A 12947-nucleotide genomic window follows, 5' to 3' on the forward strand; every position below is an offset into this window, starting at 1 on the left:
CTTAACTCTCTGGTTCCACCAGCCGCTTGAGGGCGGCCTGACTGTGCGGCAGGTCGGCGGCTTTGCCGACGTCCTGGCCGAGGAATTCAACAATGTCCGACCAGCGCTCCAGCGCCTCGTCGGTCGCCGGGTCGTTGCCGCGCTGATACGCACCGATCGCGATCAGGTCGCGGTTGGACGAATACGCCGAGACCAGCCGCTTGAGCTTGCGGATGCGCAGCCGCCACGGCTCGTCGGCGATTTCCGTGACCACGCGGCTGACCGAGGATTCCACGTCGATGGCCGGGTACAGACCGCTGTCGGCGACGCGGCGCGAGAGCAGGATGTGGCCGTCAAGAATCGCGCGTGCGGCATCGGCGATCGGATCCTGCGGATCATCGCCTTCGGTCAGCACGGTGTAGAACGCGGTGATCGAGCCGCGGCCCTTGGCACCGTTGCCGGCGCGCTCGACCAGGGCCGGCAGCTTGGCGAACACGGACGGCGGATAGCCGCGCGTGGTCGGCGGCTCACCGACCGACAGGCCGATTTCGCGCTGGGCCTGCGCGAAGCGGGTCAGCGAATCCATCAGCAGCAGGACGTTCAAGCCCTGGTCGCGGAACCACTCGGCGATCGCGGTCGCGCGGTAGGCACCGTGCAGGCGGGCCAAGGGCGGGCGGTCCGCCGGGCTGGCCACCACCACGGCGCGGCGCAGGCCTTCTTCGCCCAGCGTGCTTTCCACGAAATCGCGGACTTCGCGGCCACGCTCGCCGATCAGGCCGACCACGATGACATCGGCGGCGGTGTAGCGGGTCATCATGCCCAGCAGGGTCGATTTACCGACACCGGAGCCTGCGAACAGGCCGACACGTTGGCCACGGCCGATCGGCAGCAGGGCGTTGATCGCGCGCACGCCCACGTCCAGCGGCTGGGTGATCGGCTCGCGTGCGAGCGGGTTGATCGAGACGCCGGCCATGCCGACGGTACCTTCGGCGCGGATCGGGCCCTTGCCATCCAGCGGCACGCCGTCGCTGTCGATCACGCGCCCGAGCAGGCCTTCGCCCACTTCCACACCGCCCCGGCCGAGCGAGGGCACCACCCGCGCATTGGGCAGCAGGCCGTGCAGTTCGGCGCTGGGCATCAGGTAGGTGCGTTCGCCGGCGAAGCCGACCACTTCGGCATCGACCCAGCCACCGTCGGCCACTTCGACCTTGCAGCTGGCGCCCATCGGCGCTTCACAGCCGACTGCTTCCAGCGTCAGGCCGACCGCACGGCGCAGCACGCCTTCGCGGATCAGGCCGCGGCCATGGGCGGTGTCCGGGCGGATGTTGTCCAGCCGCGAAGCCAGCCGCAGGTTGCGTGCGGCAGTCCAATCGGCGGGCGGGGGCAGGGTCTCGGTGTTCATGGGGTGGTTCCGGCTTTGCGGATGACCGCATCCAGGGCGCCGCGCAGGCGAGCGTCGAGCGTGCCGTCGATGCGCACGGCCTCGGCATGCACGCGCAGGTCGCCGCGGCTCAGGCTCAGATCCGGCGTCAGGCGCTGGTTCGGGGCCAGGTTGAGCACCGGCGCCAGCGCAGCGATGTCGTCCGGATGCAGGCGGACTTCCACGTCGCGGCTCGCGCCACCGACGGCATCCAGGGCCTCGTTGACCAGCTGCGCCAGCAGTTCCGGTTCGGCCTCGTAGGCACGCCCGACCAGGTTGCCGGCCACCCGCACCGCCAGTTCGCCCAGTGCGGCGACCACCTCGTTCTCCAGCCGCACCAGTGGCCGGCTGAAGTTGTCCAGGATGCCTTCGATCTGGGCGATCAGCCGGCGCACTTCCGCTTGGCCCTGGGCCAGGCCTTCGGCGTGACCGTGATCAAAGCCGTCTTTCTCGGCGCTGTCCTGGATCGCCTGGATTTCTTCCAGGGTCGGCAGCTGCAGCAGCGGTTCCGGCTCGTGGTCCGGATCCGGTTCAGTGAGTTCGAACTGCTGTTCCGGCGGCGGCTCGGGCACCGCCAGCAGGTCCGGGGCAAGCCAGCGCACGGCGTTGTTCACAGCATGGCCTCCGCGTTGCCGCCAATAGTGACGGTGCCTTCATCGGCCATCCGCTTGACGATCGCCAGGATCTCGCGCTGCGCCACTTCCACATCGGACAGGCGCACCGGGCCGCGGGCCTCCATGTCTTCGAGCAGGATTTCAGCGGCACGCTGGGACATGTTGCGGGTGATCTTGTCGCGCACCTTGATGTCGGCGCCGCGCAGGGCCAGGCCGAGGCGCTCACCGCTGACTTCGCGCAGCACCAGCTGCAGTTCGCGGTCGTCCAGGTCCACCAGATCGTCGAACACGAACATCAGGTCCTGGATGCGGCCGCTCAGCGGGGCATCGATGCGGGCGATCTCACCGAGGATTGCCTGGTCCTGGCCGCTGTCCATGAAGTTCAGGATATTGGCCGCACACTGCACGCCGCCCACGTTGGACGACTTCAGGTTCTGGTTGCCGGCGAACTGGCGCTCCATGATCTCGTTGAGCTCATTGAGCGCGTTCGGCGGAATGCCATCCAGCGTGGCGATACGCAGCAGCACGTCCACGCGGGTGCGTTCGGGCAACAGCTTGAGCGCGTCGGCGGCCTGGTCGGTTTCCAGGTGGGCCATCACGATGGCGATGATCTGCGGGTGCTCGTTGCGCACCAGGTCAGCCACGGCACGCGGATCCATCCACTTCAGCGCGTCCAGGCCGGTGGTGTTGCGCCCCAGCAGGATGCGGTCGATCAGGCTGCCGGCTTTTTCGGTGCCCAGCGCCTGCACCAGCATGTTGCGGATGTAGTCGTCCGAGCCCACGCCCAGCGAGGTCTTGGAGCCCAGCTCGCTGCCGAACTGGTCCATGACCCGCTCGACCTGCTCGCGGGTGATGTCGGTCATGGTTGCCATGGCGATGCCGATCTTCTGGACTTCCTTGGGCTCCATGTGGCGCAGCACTTCGGCCGCGTCCAGTTCACCCAGCGAAAGCAGCAGGACGGCGGCGCGCTGAACGCCGGTCAGCGGGGGAGGTGCATCAATCATTGGCCACCCAGCCCTTGACCACCTGGGCCACGCGCTTGGAATCGGTCTTTACAGCTTCACGCGCCATGCGCAGTCGTTCCTCGTAAGAGTCCACCGGCAGCGCCAGCGGTTCATGTCCGGCCGCGTGCAGGCGCTCGCTGCCGATCGCCGGCAGCCCTTCGCCATCGTCGACCAACTGCACATCGGCACTATGGGGTTCCAGCTCGTCATCGTTGGACTTGGGCTGGCCGGTGATCGAGCGCAGCGCCGGGCGCAGCACACCGAACACCAGGGCCAGCACCACGATCGCGCCGAGCAGCAGGCGCAATGCGTCCTGCACCTGCGGCAACTCCCACCACTTCGGCCCTTCGACCGGAGTGACTTCGCGCACGAACGGGGCATTCATGACCGAGACCGTGTCGCCACGCTCGGCATCGAAGCCGACCGCCTGCTTGACCAGCGCTTCGATGCGGGTCAGCTCGGCCGCCGAGAGGGCCTGGTCGGCCATCTTGCCGTTGGCACCGGCGCGCGGCACGTTGTCCACCAGTACCGCCACCGAGACGCGCTTGATGCGGCCGGCCGGCTGGCGGGTGTGCTGCAGGGTGCGGTCCAGCTCGTAGTTGCGGGTCGCGTTCTTGGAGGATTCCGTCGGCGCCTGCGCCGTGGCCGGCGCGGCCGCCGGGCCGGGCGGGGTATTGCTGGCCGCGCCGGGCACGCCCTGCGGGCCGGGCACGTTGCTGCTGTTTTCGCTCATCTGCTCGCTGCGCAGCTTCTGCGGCTCGCCGTTGTAGAGCTCACGGGCTTCTTCCATCACCGAGAAGTCCATGTCCACGCTGACTTCCGGGTTGACGCGGCCGGGACCGGTCATCGGCTCGAGCAGCTCGCGGATGCGCTGGTTGAACGAGGTTTCCTGGCGGCGCACCTGCTCGAACTGCGCGGCGTTCATGGCCGCTTCGCTGTTCGGGTCGGAGACGCTGAGCATGCGCCCGCTCTGGTCGACCACGGTGACGCGCTCGGGCGCCAGGTCCGGAATGCTGGCCGCGACCATGTGCACGATCGCATCGATCTGGCCGCGTTCAAGCTGCTGGCCACCGCGCAGCTCCAGCACCACCGAGGCGCTGGCCACGTCACGCTGGCGGGTGAAGGCGCTGGGCTTGGGAATGGCCAGATGCACGCGCGAATCGCGGACCGGGCGCAGCGTGTTGATGGTGCGCGAAAGCTCGGTTTCCAGCGAGTGCTGGTAGCGGGCGTTTTCCATGAACTGGCTGACGCCGAAGCCGGGGTCACGCTCCATCAGTTCAAAGCCCAGGCGGCCGCTGTCGGTCAGGCCGGAGCCGGCCAGCTTCAGGCGGGCATCGTGCAGGTTCTTTTCCGGCACGGTGATGCCGCCGGTGGCGGGATCCAGCTGGAAGGGAATCTGTGCCGCGCGCAGCAGGTCGGTGGCCTCGGCCGTGGCCTTCTGGTCCAGACCGGTGTACAGCGGCACCATGCCCGGCTTCTGCGACCAGAAGAACACGAACAGCCCTGCCGCCACGGCCACGGCGATCATCGCCATCAGGCCGAGCCGACGGGTGATCTGCAGGCTTTGCAGCCGGTCGAACCACTGCCCAGCCTTTTCGGTGTTCAGCGATTCTTTGGAGAGCGACAGGGCCATGCGTTTCTATCCTTACAGCGGCATGTTCATCACGTCCTGATAAGCCTGGACGAGACGGTTACGGACTTCCACGGTGGCGCGGAAGGCGATCTGGGACTGCTGCGAGGCGACCATGACCTTGGCCAGGTCCGCACCGGGTTCACCCAGTTCGAAGGACTTGGCCAGGGCGCCGGATTTCTGTTGCGCATCGTTGACGCCGGCGATGGCGCCCCGCAGGGTTTCGGTGAAGCTGGGGCCCTGGATCTCCTGGGGGGATACCAGGCCCTGGATGGCATTGCTGCGCGGCACCTCCGTCAGCGGGCTGACGGTGGGCTGGCCCATCTGGGTCTGGAAGGTGCGGATCTGAGAAAGGATCGAGGTGACGGAGTGCGACATCTGGAACGTTCCGAAGCAGGGGTGGGTTACACGGAAATACGTTGCAAGTGCTGTGCCGAAACGGATGAGTGGTTCAGTTTTGTAGGGGTGGCGCGGGTTTGCGTATTCAGCGGCGCCTGCAGGCGCGGCCGTGATGTTCGTGAGGCGCCGGGGAGCGGCCGAGCGGCGGTGTGACGCGCTGGCGTGCCGGAGAGTCGACGCCGGAAAACCGGCGGAGGTTGCGCGATACGTGCGAGCAGAACCACAAAAAAGCCCGGGACATGCCCGGGCGTCTGGTTTCCATGTGTTGATCGGCTCAGCCAGCCAGTTCGGTCTGGTCGCGTTCGATGCCGTACTTGCGCAGCTTTTCCACCAGGGTGGTGCGGCGCAGGCCGAGCAGCTGGGCGGCGTGGGCGACGACGCCCTGGGTGCGTTCCAGCGCTTCGTTGATCAGGTTCAACTCGATGTTGGCCATGTGGTTGCGCAGGTCCAGGCCATCGTCGGGCAGGGCCGGCGCGCGGCTGACGGGGCCGATGCCGCTGTCCAGGGCCGGGGTGCTCTGGGCGCCCGGAGTGTGGAAGGAGAAGCTGCGCAGGTCGAGGCGTTCGTCGGCCACGGCGGCTGGCGCAGCGACGGCCACCGGCGCAGCGGCAGCGAAGTCACCGCGGTAGCGGGCCGGCAGGTCCTGCACGCGCACGTTGCCACTGGGGTGCAGCACGGCGAGGCGCTCGACCAGGTTGGTCAGCTCGCGCACGTTGCCGGGCCACTCGTAGGCGGCCAGGGCCTGCAGCGCTTCGCCGGTGAAACGCACTTCGCCACGCCCGGTACGGGCCAGCTGGCCGGCGATGGTGGTGACCAGTGCAGGCAGGTCTTCGCTGCGCTCGCGCAGGGCCGGCACATCGATCGGGAACACGTTGAGGCGATAGAACAGATCCTCCCGGAACTTGCCGTCGGCGATGCGCGATTCGAGATCGCGGTGGGTGGCGGCGATCACGCGCACGTTGCAACGGATGGTCTGGTTGCCACCGACGCGCTCGAAGCTGCGCTCCTGCAGCACGCGCAGCAGCTTGACCTGCATCGGCAGGCTCATGTCGCCGATTTCATCCAGCAGCAGGGTGCCGCCCTCGGCCATTTCGAAACGACCCTTGCGGGCGCTCAGTGCGCCGGTGAAGGCGCCCTTTTCGTGACCGAACAATTCGCTTTCCAGCAGGTCGGCCGGAATGGCGCCGCAGTTGATCGCCACGAACGGGCCATCGCGGCGCGGCGAGCGCTGGTGGATCGAGCGCGAGACCACTTCCTTGCCGGTGCCCGATTCGCCCAGCACCAGCACGGTGGTGTCGAACGCGGCGACCTGCTCGATCATCCGGCGCAGCTGGGTGACGGCCGCGCCATCGCCGGTTGGCCCCTGGTCCTGCACGGCGCCGGCCTGGTGCTCGGCATCCAGGCGCTTGAGGCTGGCACGGCGCAGCAGGCCTTCCATCTGCGCGTGGCGCAGCGGCGCTTCCAATGGCCACACATTGGCCTCGTGCAGGCCGAACTGCTGGGCGAAGGCAGTGGTGTCGCCGTCGATCAGCATCACCGGCGGGGGCAGGGCACCCTTGCCCAGCCAGGCAAACAGCGCGTCGCTGCGCTCGGAAGTGTCCAGCCCACCGATGATCGCCGCCATCCAGTCGTTCGGGCGGTGGCGGGTGATGTCGAAATCGTTGGCATCGGCCACCCAGCGCGGGTTGAAATCCATGAACTCCAGCAGGGCGACGGTGCGCTCGGCGCGGACGGCGTCGTTGTCCAGTACCAGGATGCGTGATTCGCTCATGATCCGTTCCCCTTCAGGCCTTCCAGGATCGGCATCACTTCCTGGATGTAGGACAGCTTGCTGACGAAGTTGTCGGCCCCGGCGCGCAGGGCATGCTCGCGGTGTTCGGCGTCATCGAAGTGGCTGGCGATGACGATGTACGGCGCGTCATCCTGGGATTTGATCAGGCGGGTCGCCTGCAGGCCGCCCATCTCCGGCATGGCCAGATCCATCAGCACCACCTTCGGGCGCAGCGACTCGGAGCGTTCGATCGCTTCCAGGCCATTGGCGGCGCTGCCGATCACATCGAGCCAATCGACTTTGCGGAAGTGGCGCATGGCGGCGTTGATGAAACCTTCGTGGTCGTCGACCAGCAGGACGGTGAGCTTGTTCATGTCTTCCATTTCCTTCAGCCCACCCGGGCCAGGAGGTGCGGGGTGCTGGCATGGCTGCGGCGGCGTTCGCGCGCCGGGGCGATGTCCAGTTGTTCGCGGTATTTTGCAACGGTACGGCGGGCGATGTTCACCCCTTGGCGCGAAAGCAGGCCGGCGATGGCTTCATCGGCGAGCGGGCGCGCCGCCGGTTCGGATTCGATGAGACGGCGCACCATGGCCTTGACGGCCTGGCCGGAGACGCTGGCACCTTCCAGGCGCACCGCGAAGAAGTGCTTCAGCTCCAGCGTGCCGCGCGGGGTCTGCAGGTACTTGCCGGTGGTGATGCGCGAAACGGTGGACTCGTGCATGCCGATCTCGTCGGCCACTTCCTTCAGGGTGAGCGGCGCCATGGCTTCTTCGCCACGGGTCAGGAAGCCGGCCTGGCGTTCGATGATCACGCGCGCCGTGCGCAGCAGGGTGTCGTAACGCATCGACAGGCCGCGGGTCAGCCAGCGCGCTTCCTGCAGCATGTCGCGCAGTGGCTGTGCAGCTTCGCTGGTCTCGGCCAGGGCCTGTTCGTACTGCGGGTTGATGCTGAGGCGGCGGCTGGTGGCCGGATTCAGCGCGACGCGCCACTGGCCATCGGCATGCCAGGCGACCACGTCCGGAATCACCACGCCGTTGCTGTCCGGCAGCAGGCTCTCGCCCGGGCGCGGCTGCAGCGACAGGATCAGCCGGACGGCCTCATGGATGTCGGCGACTTCGGCGTCCAGCTGCTGGGCCAGGGCCGGGTAATCGTGTGCGGCCAGCGCGGTCAGGCCGTCGTCGAGCACACGCTGGGCGAGGTGGCGGGCCGGCACGCGGCCGGGCAGGGCGCGCAGCTGCACGCTCAGGCATTCGTACAGGTCCTGCGCGGCCAGGCCGATTGGATCGCCGTGCAGGATCTGCTGGCGGACCGCTTCCACACCGGCAGCGTCCACATCGCAGCGCGCACTGGCGAGCAGGGTCAGCTGGGCAAGCGGGGCATCCAGATAGCCGGCGTCGTCGCAGTGCTCCAGCCAGAAACCGGCCACGGTCAGTTCGCGGTCATCCAGCTCCATCGCCAGGCGCTGCAGGGCACGCAGCTGCGGATCGGAGGATTCCCCGGCCGCCACGCGCTGCATGCGGTCATCGTCACCGTCCTGCCAACCGGCACCGGCCACATCCCACATAGTGCTTTCGGGCAGTTCGTCGAAGGCGGCCACGTCCTGGGTGGTGGTGGCTTCGGCAGTCTCGGCGGCCGCCGGCTCCGGGGCTTCTTCAATCTCGAGCAGCGGGTTGGTCTCAAGCGCGCGGCGGATTTCCAGCTCCAGCTGCATGCCGTCGAGCTGGAGCAGCCGGATCGACTGCAGCAGTTGCGGGGTGAGGTGAAGCTGCTGACCCATCTGGGTCGACATGGAGGCTTTCAAAGTGATGTCCCGTTCGCACCGACTCCCCGGTGCGTTATGGAACACATCTTGCTTCTCTTCCCGTACGCCGGGAATCAGGGGGTTCCTGAGTCGGGTCGTCAAATCCCTGACAGCGTGTAGGGGGAACCCCTACATCGGCGCGGTATTTTGACGGGTGTCCGGGGGCGAGACCTTGTCCTTCCGTGCCCACCCGTCGGGTCGGGCTTCAAAAATCCGTCGCCATGCGCGGCGGGCAAGGCCTGTGTGCCGGAGAACCGGCGCAGATCACTCCAGCTCGTGCTGGTGACGGGCGGCGAGCAGCACCAGATCATTGGCACGGCGGCAGCCCAGCGACTCCATCATGCGGGCGCGATGGGTCTCCACCGTCTTGACGCTGATGCCCAGGTCCGCGGCGATTTCCTTGTTGCTCTCGCCCTTGCCGATCTGGCGCAGGATCTCGCGCTGCCGCGGCGAGAGGGCTGCCACGCCCACCGGCTTTTCCCTGCCCAGCATCGGGGCAAGCATCTTGGCCGAGATCTGCGGGCTCAGGAACACCTGGCCGGCATGCGCGGCGCGCAGCGCCAGTTCGAGCTCCTGCGGGGCGGCATCCTTGACCACGAAACCGACCGCGCCCCGGTCCAGCGCATCACGCACGTGCACCGCGTCGTCGTGCATGGTCATCATCACCACGCGCGAGCCGGGCGTACGCAGCAGGATGTCGCTCAGGGCTTCCAGGCCGGTGCGGCCCGGCAGGGACAGGTCCATCAGGACGACGTCCGGGGAATGCTGCACGCTCAGTTGCAGCGCCTGTTCGGCGTTGCTGGCCTCGGCGATGACCTCGACGTCGGCAAAGCCCTGCAGCAGGCGGCTGAGGCCGGCACGGACCAGGGTGTGATCATCGACGATGAGAACGCGCACAGGCTGCTAGGGGAGCGGGGAGGCCGTCACCTTAACGGAGTGAAGGCCCACCGCCAAGCCGAATGCGTCACAGTCGCGAGCGTACGGTCAGCGCAATCGTCGTGCTTCGGCGATCTGGCGGCGGTGCAGGCGGAACAGATGCCGCTCCAGGGCCATCTCCAGCGCATCGCTGAGCCCTTCAAAACGCAGCCACAGGTAATGCGCGCCGGCGCCATTGGCGGCCTCGGCCACGATCACCACGGGCAGGTCGATGTGGTCGGGCAGCCAGTCGCAGGGCTGCAGGCGGATCACGCCCATGCTGCCCGGTGCGGCGCCACTGCGCGCGCCCTGTTCCAGGCGGATGCCACGGCGCGACCAGCGCAGGGGGCGCAGCGGCAGGTCCTGGCTGCTTTGCCGCACCAGCCGGCCCAGCAGCACCATGACCAGATCCAGCTTGGCCTCCAGCCGCTGCACCTGCAGGGTGGCATCGCTGCGGTCGTCATGGCCGTCGTCGCCGCGGGCGTCTTCAACCAGCGCCACACTGCGCAGCAGGGTTTCGGCGGTGCCGGGGCGGATCACCGCGCTGCCGATGCGGTATTCGGCCGGCAGCGCCAGTTCGCAGCTCAGCGTCTCATCGAACAGCTCGCTTTCGGCCGGGTGATGGATGGCGCTGGTGCGAAGCTCGGTCATGACAGGGATTCTGCGGTCAGGTACGCCTGCGCGGCGCGAAGGGACTGGTGGCCGTTGTGAATGTGCCGGCTGGCCTCTTCGCGCTGCCGCATCATGAACAGCATGATGCGCTGCTGGCGTGCCTGCAGCGAGGACAGGCCAGGAACATCGAAGCCGGCAGAGGGGCCGGCCAGGTAGTCACGCTGGGCCGCGTCGAGTGCATCCAGCTGCAGACCCGCCTCGTCGAAGTTCTCGGCGTGCAGCGCGGTTTCCAGCGCATCCAGACGTGCGTTCAGCGCGCCAAGCGAGGTCACGGGGCGACCTGCGCGGTCTGGCGCTGCTGTTGCGGGATGGCATTCCAGGCCGCATCGATCTCGCCCAGCAGTTCAAGGGCTTCGGACAATGCGGCCGGATCGTTGTGCAGATTGGCTTCGGTCAACCGTTGCATCACGTAGTCATACAGCGAGGACAGGTTGCCGGCGATTTCGCCGCCGGCCTCATGGTCCAGCGAGCCATTGAGGTGGCCGACGATCGCGCAGACCTCGCCGATCGCCTTGCCTTTGCGTGCCTGGTCGCCGCGTTCCATGCAGGCCAGGGCAAGCCGAAGGCGTTCGCAGGCACCGGCCAGCAGCAACGCGACCAGCTTGTGCGGGTCGGCATCGGTAACCGAACTCTGCACGCCGACCTTGCGGTACTGCTCGGTGAATTGACGGTTGGAACCGTACATCAATCATGTCTCCTTCATGCGGGGCCGCGAGGTTCGCGACATCGTCGGCACCGGGTGGAGCCTGCGGGGTGTCCTGCCAGTGATATCGGCCGCGGACCGGTTCAACTTGAGTCCGCGGCCGGCATGCATCAGCCGCTGAGCTGGGAGAGCTGCGAGGTGAGGCTGCTCATGGTCTGGCTCATCTTGCTCATCAGGGCATCGAGCGCGAGGAACTGCTTTTTGTAACGTTCGGACACGCCTTCCATGCGGACATCCAGCGCCTTGCGGCGCTTGTCGATATCGGTCAGCGTGGTGTTGATGCTCTTGGTGCGCGAAACGAACGCGCCTTCCTTGCCGACGGTGGTGCTGACGTAGCCATCCACCATCGCAAACAACTTCGCTGCCGCACCGTCATCGCCGGTGAACGCCTCACGCACGGCGCCGCCCTGGTTGACCAGGGCCGCGTCGAACTTTGCGGTATCCAGCACCAGGCTGCCATCAGCGTTGGGATAGGCACGGGTCTGCAGACCGATCTTCTTGGGATCCAGGCCGGCGGCCGAGAGGTCCTTGAGAATGCCGCCCATCATGCTGCGCAGCTGGCTGGAGGCGCCGCGCATCTGCGCATCGCCGGTCAGCGAGGAGGGCTCCTTGTTCTCGATGTCGTACTTGGTCGCGGTGTTGATTGCCGCGATGGCGCCGTTGTACGCCGTGACGAAGTCCTGCATCACCTTGCGTGCCGCGGCAACGTCGGTGGTGATGGTGACGGTGCTTTCGCCTTCCTTCTTCAGGTTCAGGGTGAGGCCGGGCACCACGTCAGTGACGGTGTTTTCGCTGCTGGTGATGGCCACGCCGTCGATGGTCAGCTTGGCGTCTGCGGCCGGTGTACGCTCCTTCAGGCTGGCAGCGAGGTCGGCCAGCTTGGTGTTGCCTGGTGAGGCAGTCAGCGTAATGGCGTTGGCGGCGCCCGACTTCTCCTGCGAGAGCGACAGAATCTGGTTATCGCCCGACGCGATGAGCGTGGCCTGTACGCCCGAGGCGCGGCCGGCTTTCTCGATCTTCGTCCGGATCGAGCTGAGCGTGTCGTCGGCTTCGACGTTGATGTCCAGCGTCTTCTGCTTGTCGCCGACGCCTACGGTGAGCGTCAGGGTTCCGGCGCCGAAGGTGTCTGTCTTCGGTATCGCGGTGTCCGAAATCAGCTTGTGTGCGGTAGCAAGCTTTTCCACATTGATCAGGTGCGTGCCAGCCGCAGCGGAGTTGGTGCCGCTGACCGTCAAGATCTCGTCGGTACCGGCTTTGCTGGCCGTGAACGTGCGTGCGTCGAACGCCGTATTGGCCTTCAGTGCCTTCAGTGCCGTATTCAGCGTGTCGAACGCGGATTTGACCGTGCCGATTGCCGAGAGCTGCATCTTGGCCTTGGACTGCTGCAGGTTCAGTGCGTTGTCCGCCGGCTTGCGATCGGCCGCCACCAGGCTGCTGACCATGCCGGAAATATCCAGTCCTGAACCGATGCCGCCGTAACCGAAGTCCGCCACGTTGTATCTCCTGTTTGTAGCCGCTGCCGTGAAGTCGCAGGGCGATGCCATCAACGAAAGTAGCGGCCGTAGCCGCCGGGTCTTTAGAACCACGTTGATGCAGGAGTTGTGCCAGCCAGGGCAAGGGCGGGTTTGGCACGCCGGTTGCAGGAGCCCTGGGGCAGGGGCGGCGGTCCGCGCCTCTGATAGGTGGTCTGTAAAAAACCCTCCTCCAATGCAGAGGAGGGGTCAGGCTACTGAAAAGCGGGGGGAGACGAAGCCACCCGGGGTGTTCAGTCAAACAAACAGCGCTGATAACAGTTCTGCCGCAGGGGCGGGCCATGGCCACGACGATGTGGCGACCGGGAGAGAGAGTCCGGTCCATGGCCATGGCCCGTTCCTGCGCATGCTTTGCGATGCCTCGTGTTGCCCGCGCCGCCGGCCGGAGCCGGCGGCGGGACGATGCAGCCGTGGATCAGCGCAGCAGGCTGAGCACGTTCTGCGGCACCTGGTTGGCCTGGGCCAGCATGGCCGTACCGGCCTGCTGCAGGATCTGGGTGCGGGTCA

14 protein-coding genes are annotated in these 12947 nt (G+C 67.0%); all 14 read right to left on the minus strand.

Annotated elements, in window-relative coordinates; translation table 11 throughout:
* Position 1 precedes the first annotated feature (1 nt).
* On the minus strand, positions 2–1381 hold the full coding sequence (locus BCL79_RS00890) for a FliI/YscN family ATPase (RefSeq protein WP_121036743.1): 1380 nt from the start codon (positions 1379–1381) through the stop codon (positions 2–4).
* Positions 1378–2013 (minus strand): FliH/SctL family protein, encoded by a 636-nt coding sequence (locus BCL79_RS00895; protein ID WP_121036744.1) that lies wholly within the window; start codon positions 2011–2013, stop codon positions 1378–1380. Before BCL79_RS00895 ends, BCL79_RS00890 begins: the two co-directional genes overlap by 4 nt.
* Positions 2010–2996, minus strand: coding sequence for a flagellar motor switch protein FliG (fliG, locus tag BCL79_RS00900; protein WP_026070041.1), 987 nt, complete (start codon positions 2994–2996; stop codon positions 2010–2012). The genes BCL79_RS00895 and fliG overlap by 4 nt, the downstream gene beginning before the upstream one ends.
* Positions 2997–3009: 13 nt before the next feature.
* Positions 3010–4650, minus strand: coding sequence for a flagellar basal-body MS-ring/collar protein FliF (fliF, locus tag BCL79_RS00905; RefSeq protein ID WP_121036745.1), 1641 nt, complete (start codon positions 4648–4650; stop codon positions 3010–3012).
* 12 nt (positions 4651–4662) lie between these two features.
* Entirely contained in the window at positions 4663–5025 is a 363-nt protein-coding gene (fliE, locus tag BCL79_RS00910; protein ID WP_121036746.1) for a flagellar hook-basal body complex protein FliE, read from the minus strand.
* 295 nt (positions 5026–5320) lie between these two features.
* The gene (locus BCL79_RS00915; RefSeq protein WP_121036747.1) at positions 5321–6817 is read right to left on the minus strand and encodes a sigma-54 dependent transcriptional regulator; all 1497 of its coding nucleotides are present in this window, start codon (positions 6815–6817) and stop codon (positions 5321–5323) included.
* Positions 6814–7191 carry a response regulator gene (locus BCL79_RS00920; RefSeq protein WP_026070040.1) on the minus strand — a complete coding sequence of 126 codons (378 nt, stop codon included), beginning with the start codon at positions 7189–7191 and terminating at the stop codon, positions 6814–6816. The genes BCL79_RS00915 and BCL79_RS00920 overlap by 4 nt, the downstream gene beginning before the upstream one ends.
* Before the next feature lie 14 nt (positions 7192–7205).
* Entirely contained in the window at positions 7206–8618 is a 1413-nt protein-coding gene (gene rpoN, locus BCL79_RS00925; protein WP_121036748.1) for an RNA polymerase factor sigma-54, read from the minus strand.
* A 264-nt stretch (positions 8619–8882) separates the two neighbouring features.
* Positions 8883–9515 (minus strand): response regulator, encoded by a 633-nt coding sequence (locus BCL79_RS00930; protein ID WP_121036749.1) that lies wholly within the window; start codon positions 9513–9515, stop codon positions 8883–8885.
* Positions 9516–9602: 87 nt separating this feature from the next.
* Complete coding sequence (locus BCL79_RS00935; RefSeq protein ID WP_121036750.1) at positions 9603–10184, minus strand: PilZ domain-containing protein; 582 nt, start codon at positions 10182–10184, stop codon at positions 9603–9605.
* Positions 10181–10477 (minus strand): hypothetical protein, encoded by a 297-nt coding sequence (locus tag BCL79_RS00940; RefSeq protein ID WP_121036751.1) that lies wholly within the window; start codon positions 10475–10477, stop codon positions 10181–10183. The genes BCL79_RS00935 and BCL79_RS00940 overlap by 4 nt, the downstream gene beginning before the upstream one ends.
* Positions 10474–10890, minus strand: a complete 417-nt coding sequence (fliS, locus tag BCL79_RS00945; protein WP_121036752.1) for a flagellar export chaperone FliS — start codon at positions 10888–10890, stop codon at positions 10474–10476. The genes BCL79_RS00940 and fliS overlap by 4 nt, the downstream gene beginning before the upstream one ends.
* A gap of 128 nt (positions 10891–11018) precedes the next feature.
* Positions 11019–12401, minus strand: coding sequence for a flagellar filament capping protein FliD (gene fliD, locus BCL79_RS00950; protein ID WP_121036753.1), 1383 nt, complete (start codon positions 12399–12401; stop codon positions 11019–11021).
* Between the two features lie 454 nt (positions 12402–12855).
* A partial coding sequence (locus tag BCL79_RS00955; RefSeq protein WP_147433892.1) for a flagellin occupies positions 12856–12947 on the minus strand: 92 nt, incomplete at its 5' end.

The sequence above is a fragment of the Stenotrophomonas rhizophila genome (assembly GCF_003651185.1).
Classification (GTDB): Bacteria; Pseudomonadota; Gammaproteobacteria; order Xanthomonadales; family Xanthomonadaceae; genus Stenotrophomonas; species Stenotrophomonas maltophilia_Z.

Bases quoted from the DNA above. Each gene is read 5' to 3' on its own strand.
- BCL79_RS00890 (WP_121036743.1), bottom strand. From the start codon at position 1,381: ATGAACACCGAGACCCTGCCCCCGCCCGCCGATTGGACTGCCGCACGC.
- fliF (WP_121036745.1), bottom strand. From the start codon at position 4,650: ATGGCCCTGTCGCTCTCCAAAGAATCGCTGAACACCGAAAAGGCTGGG.
- fliE (WP_121036746.1), bottom strand. From the start codon at position 5,025: ATGTCGCACTCCGTCACCTCGATCCTTTCTCAGATCCGCACCTTCCAG.
- BCL79_RS00915 (WP_121036747.1), bottom strand. From the start codon at position 6,817: ATGAGCGAATCACGCATCCTGGTACTGGACAACGACGCCGTCCGCGCC.
- BCL79_RS00920 (WP_026070040.1), bottom strand. From the start codon at position 7,191: ATGAACAAGCTCACCGTCCTGCTGGTCGACGACCACGAAGGTTTCATC.
- BCL79_RS00935 (WP_121036750.1), bottom strand. From the start codon at position 10,184: ATGACCGAGCTTCGCACCAGCGCCATCCATCACCCGGCCGAAAGCGAG.
- fliS (WP_121036752.1), bottom strand. From the start codon at position 10,890: ATGTACGGTTCCAACCGTCAATTCACCGAGCAGTACCGCAAGGTCGGC.